A 17,770-nucleotide genomic window follows, 5' to 3' on the forward strand; every position below is an offset into this window, starting at 1 on the left:
GCCCCTCCCAGTAAGGACCTGTATGCAAGCCATCACTGTGCGAGACCCTGACGCCGGCCTTGCAGGGATGTCCCTGACGGACATGCCCTACCCCCAGGCGGCCGAGAACGACGTCATCGTGCGGGTGCACGCCTCCGGCTTCACCCCTGGCGAGCTGGACTGGCCGGGAACGTGGACCGATCGCGCCGGCCGCGACCGGACACCGAGCGTGCCCGGGCACGAGCTGTCCGGTGTCGTCGTGGAGCTGGGGTACGGCACCACCGGCCTGAGCGTCGGACAGCGGGTGTTCGGCCTGGCCGACTGGACCCGCAATGGCACGCTCGCCGAGTACACCGCGGTGGAGGCCCGCAACCTCGCCCCGTTGCCGGCGGACATCGACCACACCGTGGCCGCCGCATTGCCGATCTCCGGGCTGACCGCCTGGCAGGCCCTGTTCGACCACGGCCGCCTCACCACCGGCCAGACCGTCCTGATTCACGGCGCCGTGGGCGGCGTCGGCTCGATCGCGGTACAGCTCGCCCGCGAGGTCGGCGCCCGCGTCATCGGCACCGGCCGCGCCCCCGACCGGGACAGGGCACTCGCCCTGGGCGTCGACACCTTCCTGGACCTGCAGGCCGAGAAGCTGGAGGACGTCGGCGAGGTCGACATCGTGCTCGACGTGATCGGCGGCGACATCCTCGACCGCTCGACCGCCCTGGTGCGCGCCGGCGGCACGCTCGTCACCATCGCCATGCCGCCCAAGGTCCAGCCCGAGAACGGGCGGGCGGTGTTCTTCGTCGTCGAACCCGACCGCGCCCGTCTCGCCGACCTCGCCCAGCGGGTGAGGGACGGCCGCCTCAAGCCGGTCGTGGGCGCCGTGCGGCCCCTTGCCGAAGCACCTTCCGCGTTCGCCCCCGGCACGCGCACTCCCGGCAAGACGATCATCCGCGTCACGGAAGACTGAACAGGAGACCGACCCTACTCACCGCAGACCAGGTCTCGGCAATCGCTTGGTCGGCAACCGTGATGAACCATGCAACCGCGTCGCGACCACCGCCGATGTCACCCGTCGACAGCCTGACCTGGACGGTGACACCGGTGGTGATACGGGCTGCCGAAGCCTCCACCATCGTGAAGGTCATAGTGGAATCAGCCGGGCGGCTCCTGTGGGCTGCCTCGGCGCACACAAGCTCGGAGACATCCGACCGGCGGACATGCATGGGGAACGGCCAGGGGAGCCAGGTCAAACCCCTTGACCATGTCGAGGCGGAAGGCGCCGTACGGGTTGACGTAGGAAGTCGGCTTCTTCGCCCACCCCGTCTCGGCCAGGGCCTGCTGGGGCAACAGCGTGTCGACGTGCACGAGGCTGGCCTGGAGCAGGTCCGCCGTCCCGAGCCGGAGCGCGGTGGCGTACTTCACGATCTGGTCGTACTGCTGCTCGATCAGGTGAAGGCGAGCCCGATCACGCTCGCGCCGTGCGTATCGCCGTGGTTGGACTCGATCTCGGCGTCCGGTCTGCGGCCGCAGTACATGCCGTAGCAGCGCCTCCGGACTCAGGTTCCGCCCTTGAGCCCTGATGCTGACGGGCCTGTCAGGCACCACAACGACCAGCTTCAGCCAGTGTTCCCAGACGCGGCGACACCGCTGGCGCTTCCAGGGATCGCGCGCTCTTGGGCACGGATCCTTGCGAGTTCGTCGTAGAGCTGAGCCAAGGCTTCGGAGCGTTGGTCAGGAGGCAGGACGGCAACGCGGTCAACTCGATCGACGAGGCTGGTGTAGCGGGCTCGCATGTTGAGGTGCCAGCGCCAACGGGACCCGAAGTCGAGGGCACGCAGCAGTGCGATGAGGAACGTGGCCACGCCGGACGCCACGCGGGCCCAAGTGGAGAAGTTGGACGGAAGAATGGTGGCGGCGGTGGTCGCGGCCAGGGCGAGGCCCGTTCCCGCGTTGTGCCAGACCGAGTCGATGCGTGCTGCGCGGGCATGCGGCCGTGCGGCCCCTTGCACGGTGGCGCGCAGATTGTCTGCGGCTTGAACGAGTCCGCCTTCGTCGGCAGCGGCCATGTGGCCCTCCCCGTGGACATCGATGGATGGTGTTGGCAGTGGTCTCCGACATACCCAGTTCTGGCCCTGTCAGCTACGGGTGAGGTCGGCGGCGTAAGTGGCGCGGTGCGCACGAGTTGTTGCGGTCATAGAAAATCTTGAACGGTTTCGGTACCCGGTACGGCCCGCTCGCCCGATGTATGGGGGTGAGGCGAGTTCGAGGAGCGGGGCGGTGCAGAGAGTGCAGCTGGCCCGCGAGCGCCGCCGGGAGCGTGATCAGGCACTCCTGGCCAAGATGGTGGCCGAGGTCGCCGACGGACAGCGCGAGGTTCGTGTCCACCATGGTGGTGCAGGCGGTACCTGGTCGCTGACCGGCTGCGTCACGGATGCTCGGCGCCGCGGCGGCGCAGGTCTGGCGAACGGCGGGGCTCGGCGCCCTTGGGGAGGGTGCTGGGTGGGAGGCGGCCGAGCTCGTCCACCGGGCTGGCGCGGCCGACTTCCCTGATGGCCCGCCGGGCGACTCCGGCGCTCGCGCCTGCAACTGCGCACGCATGGCCGACTCAGTCTTCGCCGCGGTCGAGGCGACGGACTCCAGCGGCGAGATGATCGAACGTATCGCCCCGGCTGGGCTGACCCGGAGCTGCTCGCGGCGCTCCCGGTGTCGATCCGGACGAACTCGCCGAGTGTTGCGGGGTCATGTGCACCAAGCGCGACGGTCGAGCCGCTCCGTCTCCGGGCCTGGGGCCTGAACCTGGGCCGGGGCCGCGTAGCGTCGTCACTTCCCGGCAGTGTCGTCCTGCGAGAGCAGTGCGTGCACGTGCCGTAGGACGTCGAGTTGAGCCTCGTTGTAGAACTCGCTCAATGCCTGCCCGAGAACCGACCGGGTGGTCGCTCCGTCCCGGCGGGAGGAGACTTCCAGGTCACGCAGGAACGGGTGGTCCTCCTGCTGTTTGCGGGCCTCGGGCGCGAGGCGTTGTGCGAGCTGTCGCCGCACGTCCTCGGGCGCGTCCGCAGGGAGGGCCTCGAACTGGGCGGCGACGTCGCTGCGAGGTCCTGAGAGCTGCTGCTGGATCGCGGACATCGCCGACGGGGTGAGAAAGCTGGAGTATGCCAGCAGGAGGGAGCGCTGCGCCTCAGGCAGGTCGTCGGTGAGTGGCTTCAAGCCCGTCGGCAGGTCGATCGAGGCCCGGTTGTCCAGGATCGCCGCCAGTTCCCGTCGTATCCGCTGCTGGCGTTCGATGCTCGCCGCGAGTTCTGCGTCCAGGGCGCGCAGGATCCGCTCCCCCCTCTCGTCGGAGGCCTCGAGCGAGGGGACGTCCGACAGCGGCACACCGAGGTCGACCAGCCTGCGGATACGCAGCAGGCGGACCAGGTGCTTGATGCCGTACTGCTTGTAGCCGTTGGCCGCTCGTTCCGGCTCCTCCAGCAAGCCGATCTCGTGATAATGCCGCACGGTTTTCAGTGTCGTGCCGGCGAGTTCGGCCAGCTGGCTTGTACTCCACGCCACCGACAGGCCCTTTCTGGGGTGCTGCGTTCCTGACCCGCCGTCGGCGTCCTGCCGGTCGGCGAGATCGTCGCGAGGCAGTCCATTGAAGACCATGCCCTTGGGGCATGGTCAACCCTCGGCCGCGCCGGTCCTTCACGCCGGCGCAACGGTGTTGACCATGCCCCTGGGGCACGCAGTGCGATGGGTGGCGACCGCAGCCGCGAGACGGGGTTTGGGAGACTGGACATGAAACGACAACGCAGGATCGGCCGGCGCTCGGCCCTGGCCGTCGCCCTCGGCCTCAGCGGCTCGCTGGCCGCGACGCTGGCCGTCGCCGACGAGCTGGTGGCACCGCAGGTGCGGTGGGGCACCTGCCCCAGGGATGTCGTGGCCGAAGCGGCTCCGACCGAGCTGCAGTGCGCCACCGTGGCCGTGCCGGTGGACTACGCCAAGCCCGAGGGCACTCAGATCGACCTCATGATCTCCCGGCTGGCCAGCAAGAACCCGGACAAGCGGCGCGGAACACTCATGCTCAATCCGGGCGGGCCCGGCGGATCCGGGCTGACGCAACCCGCACTGCTGGTGTCCCGGGGCCTGCCCGCCGGCGTCCTGGACAGCTACGACGTGATCGGCATGGACACCCGTGGCATCGGGCGCTCCGCACCGGTCAGGTGCGGGTTCACGGAGGACGGCCCCTACACCTCCAACATTCCTCCCTACGCGGTCGACGATGCGGCGGTCACCGCGCGGGCGAAGGTCGCCAAGCAGGCCGCCCAGCAGTGCGCGCGCCATGACCGCAACGGGCTGTTGCGCCACCTGACCACCGCGAACACCGCCCGCGACCTGGACCGTATCCGGGCCGCGCTCGGTGAGGAGAAGACCAGCTACCTGGGCTACTCCTACGGCACGGCGCTGGGCGCCGCCTACGCGTCGATGTTCCCCGAGCGCTCCGACCGGATCGTGCTCGACAGCAACATCGGCGGTACCCACCTCGACCGCGAGGGCATGCGCCGCTACGCCCTCGGGATGGAGCAGTCGTTTCCCGACTTCGCGAGGTGGGCGGCCGCCCGGCACGACAGCTATGGCCTGGGCCGCACTCCAGCGGCGGTCCGCAGGACCTACTTCACCCTCGCCCAGCGACTCGACAAGGCTCCGGTGGCCGGCTTCGACGGCAACCTGTTGCGGCAGTACACCTTCGGCAATCTCTTCAAGAAGACGCAGTACCCCAAGCTGGCTCAGCAGTGGCAGGCACTGGCAGCCGGCCACGACGCGGTCCACGACGCGGTGGCCCGCCTGCCGTCGCAGAACGTCACCGCGGGCAAAGCGTCGTCCGCAATCGACAACCCGCTGGCGGTGTTTGCCGCGGTGACCTGCAACGACGTCGAGTGGCCCGAGAACGTCGACACCTACCGGCACGGAGTCGCCAAGGACCGCGGGCGCTACCCGCTGTTCGGCGCCGCCGCCGCCAACATCACGCCCTGCGCCTTCTGGCCGCACACCCCGGCCGAGCCGCCGGTCGCGGTCAACGACGACGGACCGCGAAACGTGCTGCTCGTGCAGAACCTGCGCGACCCGGTGACACCGCATCAGGGCGGGAAGATGCTGCGCGAGAAGTTCGAAGAACGATCCCGGCTGCTCAGCGTCGATGACACCGGGCACGGCGCCTACGTCCTCGGCGACAACCCCTGCGCGTTGAACACCACCACGCGCTACCTCGTCGACGGCACGATGCCCGGAAAGGACACGCTCTGCCGCGCGGGCTGATTCCCTGACCGGTTGGCGCGCGGACGGTCCACGGCTGTGTCCGCTCCGCCGCGTCCATCACCAGTGGGTCTGTGGAGACTCACGTGGGCCGAGGAAGGTCTGGGGGTCGGGCCGCTGGTGCGGTCGACCGGCAGCGGAACCTCATTGGCGGGCCGGTCCTTGGCCGCCATCGGGCCGTGCGGATTCTGGCCGGTCAAGCCGGTCAAGCCGGTCGAGCCGGTCGAGCCGGTCGAGCCGCCGGCCCGGACCGGCGGCCGGAGCCCGCCGCGCGGAACGAGCGCGACCCGGGTACGCCCCTGACCGGCACCGAGAAGCTGCGGCGGGCGCTCGCCGCCACGTCAGCGTTCCTCCCACCGGACAGTGCCCGTCACAGGGGCGCACCTGCGCGGCCAGGCCGAGCAAGCAAACAGGAGCAAAAGCATGATCAAAGAGTGGCGGCGGCGTCGGGCCGTGCAGCGTGTCAAGCCCGGGGACGGGCGACCGTTGAAGTGTTTCCGCTGGTGGCAATTGCCCTTCCGCGCGCTGTTCCATCTTCGGCTGACGAGCGACGGCGGCAGGCACACGGTCTACGCCGTCGACGTCAGGCACTGGCAGAACCACTCATCCGACAGCCTCAAGGCCCACCTGTACCGTGAGGGCAGGCTGCACGCCATGTCCACACTGCCCGCTGCCTTCCCCGTCCCGGGCGGCACCGTCGAGGTGAGGATGAGCGCCTTCGGGGTCAAGCGCTGCCACTACGTCACCGACAACGGCCCCCAGTACCAGCTCGTCCCGGACCCCCACTCCGCCGAGGGGCGCCGTGCGCGCCTCGAACGCGAGCGCCCCGCGCTGAGCCGCGCGATCGGTCTCCTCTCGCTGTGCGTGCTCGTCGCCGCCCTGGCCGTCCTCATCCCGCACGTCGCCGAACAGCTCACCAAGTCCGAGGGCATCGCCCAGCGCACCGGGACCTTCACCTCGCCCATCGATCTGCCGAGGTGGGGCGACATCGCGCTCGGCTTCGCCGCGGTGGCAGCCAGCACCGAGCGGGCGTTGCGGCTGCGCTACAGCTGGCTGCTCGACGGGGGAGCGGGATGAACACGCCCTCTTCCCCGGCCGTTGGGGGACTCGAGAATCGTTGGCCCGAGGCGCCAGCGGGACAACGGCAGCCGGGCCGCCCCGAACCCGGCCCTATGCCTGCGCACGGGCTGTTCCGCGTGGCGCAGCTGCCTGTTGCCAATGCCGTGGGCGGTGCTGATCGCTGTGGCCGCTCGGCGCGGTCGCTGTCGCGGTCGCGGTCGCTGTCGTGCTGGTGATGCCGGGCGGACTCGAAGCATTAGCAACCGGCGTGACGATTGCTGGATCCCGGTTCACTCTCGCCGCCAAGATCGCGGTCCCGTGCTCAGGGTGACATCGGACCGTCCGGGCTCGCCCTGTGCGCCGGGCCTGCGCAACCGTCCCGTTGGGCGTATGTGAAGTACGACCATCCCCCTCGCTGGCCGGGTAGACCCAGAATGTGGCTGCTGGCCGGACAGTGGGCACCGGGGCGGCTGTCGCGGGCGCTGCGGTCCGGGCCTGCGGATACCTGCTCAGAAGGCGGGGTCGTGCCCGGGGGATGGCCCTGGATGGCGCAGGAGCTGTCCCTCCGAGGGAGATGGCCGAGGTGAGCGAGCCGGGCGACTCCGCGTGGAGTGTCCGCCGGGACGCGCGGGATCCTCAATGACGGCCCCGTCCGAGGAGGAGTTCGATGCCCTCGTTCCGCCAGTGGTACCGGCCTCTCCTGGCCCAGTCGATCCTCGTCTCCGGAGGGCGCCGCACCCTGGGCGTCGACACGGTGCAGGAAGCGTTCCTGCAGTACTGGGAGCGTTGGAACGCCCCGCACCTGGAACCAGTGAGGGCCTGGCCCGCGTGGCTGCGCGTTGAGTTACGGCCGCCCCTCGGTCAGCCGGTTAACCCGCCTACCCTCTCGGCCGCCCGAAGGGCCAGGGTGCGGCATGGTCGTGAGTGGGAGCCAAACTCGCGGAACCCGCACTGTAAGCAGATCAGCCGTCTTCGGTCACGATCCCGCGGAGGGCCCGGAGCGGCCTGGTCCTCGGCATGCCGGCTCGCTCTGGCTTGTTCCTGGCCGTGCATGAGCCACGAACGTGAGGTGCTGTGCTCCCGGGACGGCCGGTTCAGTGGTCGGCGCTTTCGGGTTGACTGCCGGCCGAGGGTGCTGCGGCAGGCGGCTTGGGGGCGGTGTAGAAGACGGAGGTGCCTTGCTTGTTGCGCTGGGCCTCGCTCTTGGCCACAAGGCCTTCGAGTGTGACGCGCACGACCTTCGTCTTGATGCCGCGTTCGGGGTGGGCTTGGTCGAGTGCTGTGGCGACTTCTGCGGCGGAGCGCGGTTCGCTCTGCTCGGTGAGGTGGCGGCGAATGAGCTCGACCAGGGTGGGCCGGGCCGTCTTCGTGGTGCCCGCGGCCTGGGCCGCGGTCTTCCTCGCGGTCGGCTTCCCGGGAGACCTGGTGCCGCCTTTCTGCCGGGGAGGGGGCACTGGGGCGCTCTCGGGCGTGACCGCGGGCTCGGCTGGTGCAGGAGCGATGCCGAGTGCCTGCTGCATGTTCACCAGCACGGTGTGGTCGTGCTGCAGGGCGGTCAACTGCTCTTGGAGGGAGGCGATTTCGGCGCCGATGCGTTCCTGCTCCTTGATGTTGCGTTCGAGGTCGTCCGTCACCTGGGTGATGTACTGCGATGCCAGCTCGCTGGTGGGCGTGGTGGTGGTCTCGGGCATGGTGCTGACCTTTCCTCGGTGTGCGGCCTCAGCCTCCGCGTGTGCCGTGAGAGCGCCTCCGGGCTCGGGTTCCGCCCTTGAGGCCTGATGCCGACGGGCGTGTCCGGGCACCGCAACTGCCGCACAGGACCTTGGGCAGAGATGGTACGGACAGGCGGGGCCGGTCGTTGCTCTCAAGTCGCTACCTTCTCCTCGGCGTCGGCTCAGGGCTGCGGTCTCTGGTGCTGTCGAGGCCATGGCGCGGGGCGGGTAGGTCCCTGCGGCTGAGGCGGCTGCCCAGGACACCTCGCCGGTATCCCGGTTGCGATGCCTACAAGGGTGCGCGTGGTCACCGGTCGTTCGAGAGGTTCTGCGGCCCTGCTGCGGACGGTGCCCGGCGCAGGCGGGCGAGGATGCCCATGTCGGGGGCCGGTTGGAACGCTGTCAGTGCGCCACGAGGCGCTGTTGTTCGGACGGAGGTGGAAGATCACCGTCGCTTCGCCGTCGTAGCGGCGAGGTGAAGCTGGAGGCAGCCTCGAAGACCTTCTCGCCGACCGGGGTGAGGCTGTACCCGTGATGGGGTGCTCTCGCCGACGTCCAGGCCGAGGAAGACGCCCTTCATGCTTCATGTGGTGGCGGACAGGGCGCTTGCGCCGTTTGCGCGCGGCATGCGCCAGGCCAGGCGGTAGTCGGACCTCTGACTTGTTGAATCGGACCGGGCCTACGCCCACCTTGATACTGAGGCCTTCCACGCGGCCTATCTGCACGGCCTTTTAGCCCCCGGCATCCGTCGACTCGCCTGTTCTGCCCGGCTCGCCGCTGTTGGGGCCCTGGCCAGTGTCCTCGCTCTGGTCCTGTTCCTCGACCTCGGTACCCGTGGTTTGCCAGGCCCGGAGCGCGGAGGGTGGGTGGGCCCCGGAGGGAGGGCGCGCCGATGCGGCCGGGCCGTCAGGAGCCGTTTGCCGGCGTAAGGATCACACCAGGCTGGGGTGCGCGGGGTTTGGATCGGACAGGTGCACTGCACACCCCGACCACGTTGGGGAGGCGGGTCGGCGGCCGCCTTCCCGGCACGGACCTCGGCAATTATGGGGAAGGCTGCCACATGCGACGATCAATGAGTGAGCTGTGGGCGCCGCGCTCACTCCTGTACCAGGGCCGACCGGGAGGTACGCAGGATATGACAAGGCAACGCGACCGCTGGGCGGAGCTGACAGGCGGACAAGCCGGAGAGGAGTACGCCCGACGGTTCGCGCAACTCGCTGAATCAGGCCACGATGTCCACGGCGAGGCCGCCTTCTGTGCCGCACTGTTGAAACCCGCCGCCCGGATACTCGATGCCGGCTGTGGCACCGGGCGGATCGCGATCCGGCTCGCCGAACTGGGGCACGACTGCACCGGTGTGGATGTCGACCGCTCCATGCTCGCCATCGCCCGCCGCGACGCCCCCGCACTGGCATGGCTCCACGGTGACCTGGCCCACCTGGACAGCCTTGCCCTGGAGCCCGGCTTCGACCTGGCGCTCGCTGCCGGAAACGTCATCCCGCTACTGGCCCCCGGCACCGAACCGGCTGTTGTCCGGCAACTCGCCGCTGTGCTGCGCCCCGGCGGACTGCTGATCACCGGCATGGGACTGGACGCAGAACACCTGCCGCTGCCGGAACCGACAGTAACGCTGAAGGATTTCGACCGCTGGTGCACGCAGGCCGGACTGACCCTGCGGCAACGCTTCGCCACGTGGGGCGGCGACCCCTACCACCAGGGCGGCGGCTATGCCGTCAGTGTGCACTCTCGCCCCATCACCTGAATCCGAGCCCCCGAGACTCTTCCGCCGCTGCTCCCCAGCCTCCGCCACCCAACCCACACGCGGTCGTCCATATCGAGAGGTTGACCTGGATCGGTCTCATCGGTCATGCCCTGAACAACGATCCGCGCGCCCTCAATTGACCACCGATGTCCGGGTCGTGTACGCCGAAGCCGCGCCGGCCACACCGCCGAAGGCTTGTCCCGCAAATGATCTAGGGCGCATGCCAGGTGCTCGGTCGTCGACATCGAGCTGTCACCCGGTGAGGGTGAGGTTGTGAAGCCGGGCGATGCCGAGCATGGCGTGGTGGACGCCATCGCCCTTCAGGCAGCAGTCGCCGAGGATCTTCCATGTCTTCATGCGGCCGCGTTCTTCGCATGCTCGGCCACTGTGTGGTCACCTTCGCATTGTCAGGTTCATACGCCAGCACGCCGTCACCAACAGAACTCGATCCGACAGGGGCAGGCCCCAGGGGCGTCCCCGGCGTGCCGTCTCGGCATCCTCGCGCCGCAAGGCGGGCACCAGCTTGGTGAAGCGGCGCGGGCTCAGTCCGGTGAACGGCGCTGTCCAGGATGGCTCCGACACCGTGATCACACCCAACATAGGAAGATCATCCACCCGCCGAAGCGCCACCGTCCGGGATCACCGATCGGAAAGAACCAGGATTGACGCCGATCGTCCATCCCAGGACGCTGGTGGTCCGATGACAGGGCTGTCGCGAGCCCGATGAAAGGTGACAGTGCGTGGGAAGTCTGTTGAAAGGCGTCTCTGGCGTCCGCTGGGGACAGCTGCGCGACGCGCGACAGCTCACCGCCGGGGACATCCCGCCGCTGCTCTCCCGGATCGCGTATGGAGGCGAGGACGCTGCCCGCCTCGCGATCGACGAACTGGGGGACCGTGTCTGTGCGTTGGGGTTCGTGGTCGGCGAGGCGACTGCCTTGACGGTCCCATTCCTCCTGGAACTCGCCGAGGCCCCCTATGTGCCCTGCAAGGCCGAGCTGTTCGATCTCCTGCAGAGCATCTACCGGACCGACAACTGGCACTCTTCGGCCGCGGCAGCTGGCGGCCCGAAGCGCACGAGCTTCCGGGAGCAGCCTGCCTGGGAGGCGGCCGCCAGGGAAGCCGTGCGTGCGGGCCGACCGGTCATCGAGGGCCTCGCCACATCCATGCGACCGGAAGAGGCCGAACCAGCACGGAAACTGCTGTTGACGATGGACGAGGCGCCACCGTTCCCGGACCTCTGAAGGGCAGTCGCGGCTCCCGAACCGCACAGCCTCGGAAGAGCCCAAGGACGACGCTCAAAGATCATTGAGGGACAGGCCTTAAAGGGTGTTGCAGAATGCCGTGATCAAGCAGCTTGAGCTGGGGCGGCTCTCCTGAGATGAGCTTGCCGGTCAGGCCAGGACAGCGCCGACGGCGCTACGCTGCCGCGTCATGCAGGAGACCCGCCTCGACACTGCTCGGATCCGGGAAGCTCGCCGGGTAATCGACCCGATGTTTCTCGACACTCCGCTGTACCGCTGCGAGGCGCTGGAGCCCGGCCTCGGGTGCACGGTGAGTATCAAGCTCGAAACGGCGAACCCGGTCCGCAGCTTCAAGGCCCGCGGCACTGAGATAGCCGCGAGCCTGCTTGCCGATCATGGCTCGCGAGCCGTGGTGTGCGCCAGCGCGGGCAACCTTGGCCAAGCCCTCGCCTGGTCCGGCCGCGGCCGGGGACTGGACGTGACCGTCGTGGCCTCCCGCTTCGCGACCGTGGCCAAGCTTGACCGCATCCGCGCATTGGACGCCCGGTTGGAGCTGGTGGACGGCGACCACGAGATGGCCCGTGAGCGGGCGGCGGCCATCGCCCGGTACGACGGTATCCGGCTCCTCGAAGACAGCCTGGACATCGAGACCTGCGAGGGCGCGGCGACCATCGGCCTGGAACTGGTGGACACCGCGCCGTCGTTCGACACCGTCCTGATCGCTCTCGGCGGCGGGGCGCTGGCCACCGGCGTGGGTCATGTGGTGAAGGAGCTGGCACCCGAAGCCGAGGTGATCTGCGTCCAGCCGCTGGGCGCACCGGCGCTGACACACTCGTGGCGCCGGCGACGCGTCGTCACCACCGACGCGACCAACACCATCGCCGACGGCGTCGCCGGCCGGTACCCCATCCCGGCCGTCCTGGACGACCTCCTCCTGGTCGCTGACGACGCCGTCCTGGTCCAGGAGGCGTCGATCATCGCGGGCATGCGGATGCTCCTCGACCACGCCGGCCTCGTCGTCGAACCGTCGGCCGCGCTCGGCATCGCGGCGGTCCTGGAAGACCGTGACCGCTTCGCCGGCCGACACGTAGTCACCATCGTGTGCGGCAGCAACGTCGACGTGGACGCCTATCACCGCTGGGTCGGTGCGGCACCCCTCCACCGGTCTTGATGCTCAGGCCAGGAGTTCGTAGCTGTGCTGGTTGGGCCGGGAGCAGAGGCGTTCGCGTTCTCTGCGAGTGTGGAAGGTCCAGTACTGAGTACTGCGGAAAGTCGCCGTTGCTGATGAGGGCCCGCAGGGTCAAGGCGGCTTAGGCGCCAGCCACGCTCCACGGGCCGCCGGTGATATCGAGGTCGTCGGCCACCAGATGACGTGCTGCGCCTTCGACGATGCCGCTGGCGATCGGCCATCCGGCCGCGAGGGCCTTGTCGTCGCCGGCCAGGATCCGGGCGGCTACGGCCTGGTTGGGGCTGTCGGCGCGAACCGGGTGACCAGGATGTCGATGATGCCGCCGCAGGCCAGGCACACGGCGAAGGTCTCGTCGTCGCAGTAGCCGAAGCCGGCGAACCTGGACTTCTGCACTGTGCTCGCCGAATGCTCCACCCCGAAGAGGCCGAACCGAGCGACGCTCCTTGGGCCCACTGGCCTGGACGACGGGCGACCGGCGACCGGCGACCGGCGACCTGCGACCTTGGCCATGCCTCGCGCTTGTGCACCGCGGTTGACCCGCTCCGCCTTCGACAGCAGCCCAAGCAGATGGGACGGGCACTCGCCCGGGGCTCGACTCGGCCGAAACGACCCGCGATCCGGGCCACGACTTTGTCGAACATCTCCCGCGGGTGGTGCCGCCGGCTCCGGGAACGACCACAGAGCGGGGGACGGCGCCGACGAGGTGACCGCGAGGTGTTGGCCGCGATCATCTTCGTAGCCACCTCGGGATGCACCTGGAACCAACTGACTCCAGGCTTAGGGCTGTCAGGAGTGACCGCCTTTCGCCGGTTCACCGAGTGGACCGAGGCCCGGGTGTGGGCCAAGCTCCACCGCCTGGTCCTGGACGAACTCGGTTCCCGTGGTGACCTGGACTGGTCCCGGTGCGCGATCGGCTCCGTCAGCGTCCGCGCCCTCAAAGGGGGCAACTGACGGGACCGAATCCGACCGACCGCGGCAAGAATGGATCGAAAATCCACCTGATCGTCGACCGCCGGGGCCTGCCCCTGCCGATCGGCATCTCCGCCGCGAACCTCCACGACAGCCAGGCCCTCATCCCGCTGGTCCGCGGCATGCCGCCCATCCGCTCCCGTCGTGGCCGCCTGCGCCGACGGCCCGGGAAACTGCACGGAGACAAGTGCTACGACTACCAGCACCTACGACTCGAGTCCTCCCGACGACTGGGACGGCACCGCTGGGTCGTGGAACGAACCGTGTCCCGGCTGTCCGGCTGCCGGCGACTCCACCGCCGCTACGAGCGCGGCCCGAACACTTCCTCGCCTTCACCGCCATCGCCGCCATCCCCATATGCCACCGCAGACTCACCAACTGAAATGGCCTTTTAGGAGCGATCGAACAGAGTGACTACGCTCTGCGGTGCCTCCCGGCCGAAGAAGACCTCCAGATTCTGCGCCGAGCGGTCGGCGGCGTCGCCACTACGCGGGAACAGCCGCTCTTCGTAGGCGGTGAGCGCGGCCTCGATGTCGCGTTGCTCAACCAGCTTGCTCGCTAGGTCGGCGCCGTCGTACATGGCGAGGGTTGCGCCTTCGCCGGCAAAGGGCGACATCAGGTGCGCGGCGTCGCCGACGAGCGTGACGCCGGGCACCCTGTCCCATTCAAGCCCGACGGGAAGGGCGTAGATGGGTCGGAGCCACGGTTCCGCGTCGCTCTCTGTCACGAAGGCGGTGAGCAGCGGCGACCAGCCGTCGAACTCTTCGGCGACTTGACGGAGGCCGGCGGACGGGTCGCCGAGGTCGATCGACCTCATCCACGTCTCGGGTTTGTTCAGCGCCACGTATCCGCGCACGTGCCCGTCGGCGTAGCGATGGGCGATGATGCCTTTGCCCGGCGCGACCGCCACCAACGTGCCGCTGCCGATCGCGGCCACGCTCGCCCGGTGGTTCTGGCCGCCCGAGGTGAGGGCGGTCTCGAGGAAGCAGGTCCCGCACCTCGAACTGGACCGCCGTGGCGCCGAGATGCTCTTCCAGGTCCTCACGGAACGTGAGGAGAAGGACAGCATCGCGATCGCCTCCAACGAGGCTTTAACCGGATGGAACCGCACCTTCACCGACCGCGGCTCTGCGCGGCGATCGTGGACCGGCTCACCTTCAACGCCGCCCTCATCGAGACCGGAACCGAGTCCTATCGCCTGGCCAAGACCAAGGGCCGAGGCCGGGCCGACACGCCGGGCACCAGCGGCCGAGCCGCTTACCCGCAGACTCGGAAAGCAGCCGCGGCGGACGGATGAAGACGCTGGTCCCGGTCCAATGTCAGTGGCTGCCCCTACGCTTCCGCGCGATCACTGACGAGCATGGGGAGAGGCTGCCGTGACCACCGAGGACAAGACCATGAAGCGCATCGAGGAAGCCATGACACTGCAGCACACAGGCGACCTCGACGGTGCTCGGCAACGATTCACCGAGATCTGGGCAGAGATCGTCTCGGACGGCGACCCGTTCCACCGCTGCGTCCTCGCCCACTACATGGCCGATCTCCAGCAGGATCCGCAGGACGAACTGGCCTGGGATCTGCGCGCCTTGGACGCCGCAGGGTCGGTGACCGACGACCGGGCCAAGCAACACGACTCGTCCTTGGCCATCCGCGGTTTCTACCCGTCCCTGCACCTCAACCTCGCAGCGGACTTCCACAAACTGGGAGACACCACGCAGGCCCGCACGCATCTGGCCCAGGCCCAAGAGCACCTTGATGCGCTCAACGACGACAGCTACGGCCAGGGCATCCGATCAGCAATACAGCGGCTCGCCGGCCAGCTCGCCGCGGAAGATCCCACGAAGCTGAAGAGCGCCGAAACGAAGTAATTCATCACGCCACAGTGCCTCAGGTGGTCCCAGCGCAAGCCAATCCCGGGGCCACTTGAGGACGTCCAGACGGCCCAGGATCTTCACCAACCGGGGCCGCTGGAAGCCAACATGCCGGGGCCGCTGAACGGCTCTGTCACAGATCTTGTGGAGCGGTTGCTGAGCGTTACTGAAGCAGGATCATCTTGCGGAGCAGTTCGAATCCGGCTCGCCCGTACAGCTGCCTCTTGATCTTTTTCACCCTATTTACGGCGCCCTCCGTGCCGCCGGAACTCCAGTGCACGGTGAGTCCGGCGATCACGGCTTCGAGGTCGGTGGTGAGTCCGTGAGCGAAGCCGGTCATCCCCGGCAGCCGTGCGGCGCGGGCGGTGCTGATCCAGTCCGGCAGGTCGGCGCCGGTGCGACGGGCGAGCATTTGGGCGAAGTCCCGTACGAGGGTGTGGGTTTGATTCAGCTCGGGGCAGGCGTCGAGGACGGCCTTGAGCTGGGTGGTTTCGTCTTCGGTGAGGGTGTCGGGGTGGCGGGTGATCCAGCCGACGACGGTGCGCACGGACGGCGCCGCAGCGGCTGGCACGGGTGCATCGGGCCACTCCAAGCGGCTGCGGGCCCAGTCTCGCAGGCTGCTGTAGGGCACTTGGTAGCCTCGCGCGGCGAGTTCTTCGCGCAGGTCCTTGATAGTGATCTCGCCGTCGGTGTCGTCGATGCGCCGTTGCAGGTAGGACTGGTGCATGTCGAGGTGGCTGGAACGGGTTCGGCGTCCGGTGACCATGTCTTGCCAGCGGGCGGCCCGTGCGTATCGCTGGACGGTGTGCCGTCCCCAGCCCAGGTGGCGGGCGATGGCCCGCAGCCCCATTCCCTCGCTCAACAGGCCGTGGACCAGGGCATGGTGGGCGCGCATCCGCTCGGCCCGGCGGCCGGCGGGTACCACGGTGACGGGCAGCTCGATCTCGTTCTGGCCGGTCTGCGTACTGGTGGTCGCAGGATCCGGTGGTGGGGCGGCGGTGCGCAGGCAGTCGCGATGAGCCGCGACGCACTTCTCGACGGCCTGGTTGAGGTTCTGGAGAATATGGAACCGGTCTGCGACCTGCAGCGCGTCCGGGGCACCGAGCGCGGCGCCCTCGGCATACGCCCCCGCACGGTCCCTACAGATCACTTCTACTCCTGGATGCGCCCTCAGCCAGGCCGCCAGCGGCGCCGCCTCGCGGCGGGGCAACACATCGATGGGGTGGTGGCGTTCACCGTCCGTGATCACGGTGGCGTACGAGTGGCCGCGGCGGGTGGCGAAATCGTCGACCCCGATCACCCGCGGCGTGTTGAACGGAGGATCCGGCAAGGCCATCACCCGGCGCAGAAGCGTCATCCGCCCGGCGCCGAGGCCCAGTTGGGCCGCCATCCGGGCGCCTGCCCGTCCGGCCAATGCGAGCCCGATGTGCTCCAGGAGACGGCCAAGCCGGGTGGTGAAACGCGAGTACGGGCAGGTCAGCCACGCGAACGATTCGACGAACGTGCGCCGCGGACAGGTCCTTGCGTCACAGACGAAGCGCCGGACCTTCAGCAGGATCACTACGCTCCGCTCACCGAGCGGTAAATCCCGCAGTCTGCGCTGGTAGGAGCCGTGCACGCGCTCTGAGTGGCGACCGCAGCCAGGGCACGTCGCACCCGTCGTGCGGCCTTTGGCCACGATGTCGATCGTCCCGAAGGCGGCGGTCACCTTCTCGACGTCCAGCTCGTCGACCCCGTCGAACACGAGCGTCTTCCAGAACAGCGCGTCGGTCTGCATGACCGGCACCGTCACTGGCGGCCGCCCCGGAGCGCGGAACTCCGCACCGACTTGATGGAGCGTCAGCAACCGTTGTGCGGGGGCACGGCGCACGCGGTCTCACGAGACAGCGGCCCTCCACAATCGAACACCGCAGTAACGCTCAGCAACCGCTCCACAAGATCTGTGACAGAGCCCGCTGAACAACGTCAGAGCCACCGACAGCCGCCGCGACCAGCTCGGCGCTGTCGTTGGGCGTGGTTGTCCGAGTGCTATCCGAGTGCTACTGGAAAGTGATGGCACTGACTCGCCGGCCCGGGCCGTTTCCCGCCGGCGGGCAGGCTGAGCCGGGGCGCTGGGCAGGCGAGTGAAGATCACCCGCCTGCCGTGTCCACGGTCGGCCAGGCTGCCGCACTGGTCCACCTGGCGCCGACGCCACGACCAGGCGACAGCCCGACGCAGCCACCGCCGACGACGAACCCGACGAGCCTACTGGACAGATCACGAAACCAGCGTGGGGTGAGGCTGCGGCGAGGAACTCCTCGACGGCCGCCGAGCGGGGTTCTTGGACCAGTGCCAGGGAGCCGGTGTGCACACAGGCCGGCCGTCTCGGTCAGGTCCGCCTTGGCCAGTTCTTCCGGGGCCACGGCCAGTCGGCGGTGTTCTGCGCGTGGGAGGAGAAGGCGGCCTGACCGGTGGCGTCCAGTTCGGCCACGGCCAGTGTGCTGGGTTCGGGGGCGGTGACGGCGTACGCAAGGTCGACGCCGGACGCCTCGAGGTGGGTCTGCCACGGCGACCGCAATGTTCGCGGGTCCGCCGCCGGGCGGTACTCGCAGGGTGAGTTCGTTCGAGGTGGTCGTTGGTTCGGTGACGGCATGGGCGGCGCACTCTCCCAGGCCGGTGACGTGACGCGGGCTCATGGACTGCTCTTCTCCCAGGAGGT

At 68.9% G+C, this 17,770-nt stretch carries 15 protein-coding genes and 4 pseudogenes; 9 read left to right on the plus strand and 10 right to left on the minus strand.

Annotated elements, in window-relative coordinates; all coding sequences use genetic code 11:
- The first annotated feature begins 22 nt into the window (after positions 1–22).
- Positions 23–943, plus strand: a complete 921-nt coding sequence (locus tag IM697_RS22165; protein ID WP_194049432.1) for an NADP-dependent oxidoreductase — start codon at positions 23–25, stop codon at positions 941–943.
- Here IM697_RS22165 and IM697_RS22170 read toward each other — a convergent pair.
- The 4 genes from IM697_RS22170 to IM697_RS22185 all read right to left on the minus strand — a co-directional run bounded on the left by IM697_RS22170 (position 930) and on the right by IM697_RS22185 (position 3,474).
- Positions 930–1,121 carry a hypothetical protein gene (locus IM697_RS22170; protein WP_194049433.1) on the minus strand — a complete coding sequence of 64 codons (192 nt, stop codon included), beginning with the start codon at positions 1,119–1,121 and terminating at the stop codon, positions 930–932. The two genes, IM697_RS22165 and IM697_RS22170, sit on opposite strands and share 14 nt — an antisense overlap.
- Before the next feature lie 7 nt (positions 1,122–1,128).
- Positions 1,129–1,398 carry a hypothetical protein gene (locus tag IM697_RS22175; protein WP_194049434.1) on the minus strand — a complete coding sequence of 90 codons (270 nt, stop codon included), beginning with the start codon at positions 1,396–1,398 and terminating at the stop codon, positions 1,129–1,131.
- Between the two features lie 194 nt (positions 1,399–1,592).
- Entirely contained in the window at positions 1,593–2,042 is a 450-nt protein-coding gene (locus IM697_RS22180) for a hypothetical protein (RefSeq protein ID WP_194049435.1), read from the minus strand.
- A gap of 754 nt (positions 2,043–2,796) precedes the next feature.
- Positions 2,797–3,474: a helix-turn-helix domain-containing protein gene (locus IM697_RS22185; protein WP_265582731.1), complete on the minus strand. Its 678-nt coding sequence runs from the start codon at positions 3,472–3,474 to the stop codon at positions 2,797–2,799.
- 279 nt (positions 3,475–3,753) lie between these two features.
- On the opposite strand from IM697_RS22185, the gene IM697_RS22190 reads away from it, so the two are divergent.
- Positions 3,754–5,271 carry an alpha/beta hydrolase gene (locus IM697_RS22190; RefSeq protein ID WP_194049437.1) on the plus strand — a complete coding sequence of 506 codons (1,518 nt, stop codon included), beginning with the start codon at positions 3,754–3,756 and terminating at the stop codon, positions 5,269–5,271.
- A 420-nt stretch (positions 5,272–5,691) separates the two neighbouring features.
- Complete coding sequence (locus IM697_RS22195; RefSeq protein WP_194049438.1) at positions 5,692–6,345, plus strand: hypothetical protein; 654 nt, start codon at positions 5,692–5,694, stop codon at positions 6,343–6,345.
- Positions 6,346–7,421: 1,076 nt separating this feature from the next.
- Here the strand turns inward: IM697_RS22195 and IM697_RS22200 are convergent.
- The gene (locus IM697_RS22200; protein ID WP_194049439.1) at positions 7,422–8,018 is read right to left on the minus strand and encodes a hypothetical protein; all 597 of its coding nucleotides are present in this window, start codon (positions 8,016–8,018) and stop codon (positions 7,422–7,424) included.
- A gap of 1,156 nt (positions 8,019–9,174) precedes the next feature.
- On the opposite strand from IM697_RS22200, the gene IM697_RS22205 reads away from it, so the two are divergent.
- Positions 9,175–9,801, plus strand: coding sequence for a class I SAM-dependent methyltransferase (locus IM697_RS22205; RefSeq protein ID WP_194049440.1), 627 nt, complete (start codon positions 9,175–9,177; stop codon positions 9,799–9,801).
- Between the two features lie 252 nt (positions 9,802–10,053).
- Here the strand turns inward: IM697_RS22205 and IM697_RS22210 are convergent.
- Positions 10,054–10,401: pseudogene (locus IM697_RS22210) on the minus strand (hypothetical protein).
- A gap of 140 nt (positions 10,402–10,541) precedes the next feature.
- On the opposite strand from IM697_RS22210, the gene IM697_RS22215 reads away from it, so the two are divergent.
- Together IM697_RS22215 and IM697_RS22220 are read left to right on the plus strand one after the other, a co-directional pair.
- Positions 10,542–11,042, plus strand: coding sequence for a hypothetical protein (locus tag IM697_RS22215; RefSeq protein WP_194049441.1), 501 nt, complete (start codon positions 10,542–10,544; stop codon positions 11,040–11,042).
- A gap of 190 nt (positions 11,043–11,232) precedes the next feature.
- Positions 11,233–12,213 (plus strand): threonine ammonia-lyase, encoded by a 981-nt coding sequence (locus IM697_RS22220; RefSeq protein ID WP_194049442.1) that lies wholly within the window; start codon positions 11,233–11,235, stop codon positions 12,211–12,213.
- A 282-nt stretch (positions 12,214–12,495) separates the two neighbouring features.
- Here IM697_RS22220 and IM697_RS45465 read toward each other — a convergent pair whose 3' ends face one another.
- Entirely contained in the window at positions 12,496–12,624 is a 129-nt protein-coding gene (locus IM697_RS45465; RefSeq protein ID WP_265582764.1) for a hypothetical protein, read from the minus strand.
- Between the two features lie 257 nt (positions 12,625–12,881).
- Here IM697_RS45465 and IM697_RS22225 point away from each other — a divergent pair.
- A pseudogene (locus IM697_RS22225) lies at positions 12,882–13,582 on the plus strand (IS5 family transposase).
- A 9-nt stretch (positions 13,583–13,591) separates the two neighbouring features.
- Here the strand turns inward: IM697_RS22225 and IM697_RS22230 are convergent.
- A complete protein-coding gene (locus IM697_RS22230) occupies positions 13,592–14,137 on the minus strand; it encodes an FAD-dependent oxidoreductase (RefSeq protein WP_194049443.1) in 546 nt (181 codons plus the stop codon).
- A gap of 61 nt (positions 14,138–14,198) precedes the next feature.
- Between IM697_RS22230 and IM697_RS22235 the strand changes: the two are divergent.
- Positions 14,199–14,497 (plus strand): annotated as a pseudogene (locus IM697_RS22235) (ATP-binding protein); the annotation flags it as partial.
- Between the two features lie 79 nt (positions 14,498–14,576).
- Positions 14,577–15,068, plus strand: a complete 492-nt coding sequence (locus tag IM697_RS22240) for a hypothetical protein (protein ID WP_194049444.1) — start codon at positions 14,577–14,579, stop codon at positions 15,066–15,068.
- Positions 15,069–15,234: 166 nt separating this feature from the next.
- Here the strand turns inward: IM697_RS22240 and IM697_RS22245 are convergent, their stop codons facing one another.
- Both IM697_RS22245 and IM697_RS45935 read right to left on the minus strand, forming a co-directional pair.
- Entirely contained in the window at positions 15,235–16,848 is a 1,614-nt protein-coding gene (locus tag IM697_RS22245; protein ID WP_228044847.1) for an ISL3 family transposase, read from the minus strand.
- 472 nt (positions 16,849–17,320) lie between these two features.
- Positions 17,321–17,747 (minus strand): annotated as a pseudogene (locus tag IM697_RS45935) (carbohydrate kinase family protein); the annotation flags it as partial.
- Positions 17,748–17,770 lie beyond the last annotated feature (23 nt).

This window comes from Streptomyces ferrugineus, from assembly GCF_015160855.1.
GTDB lineage: Bacteria > Actinomycetota > Actinomycetes > Streptomycetales > Streptomycetaceae > Streptomyces > Streptomyces ferrugineus.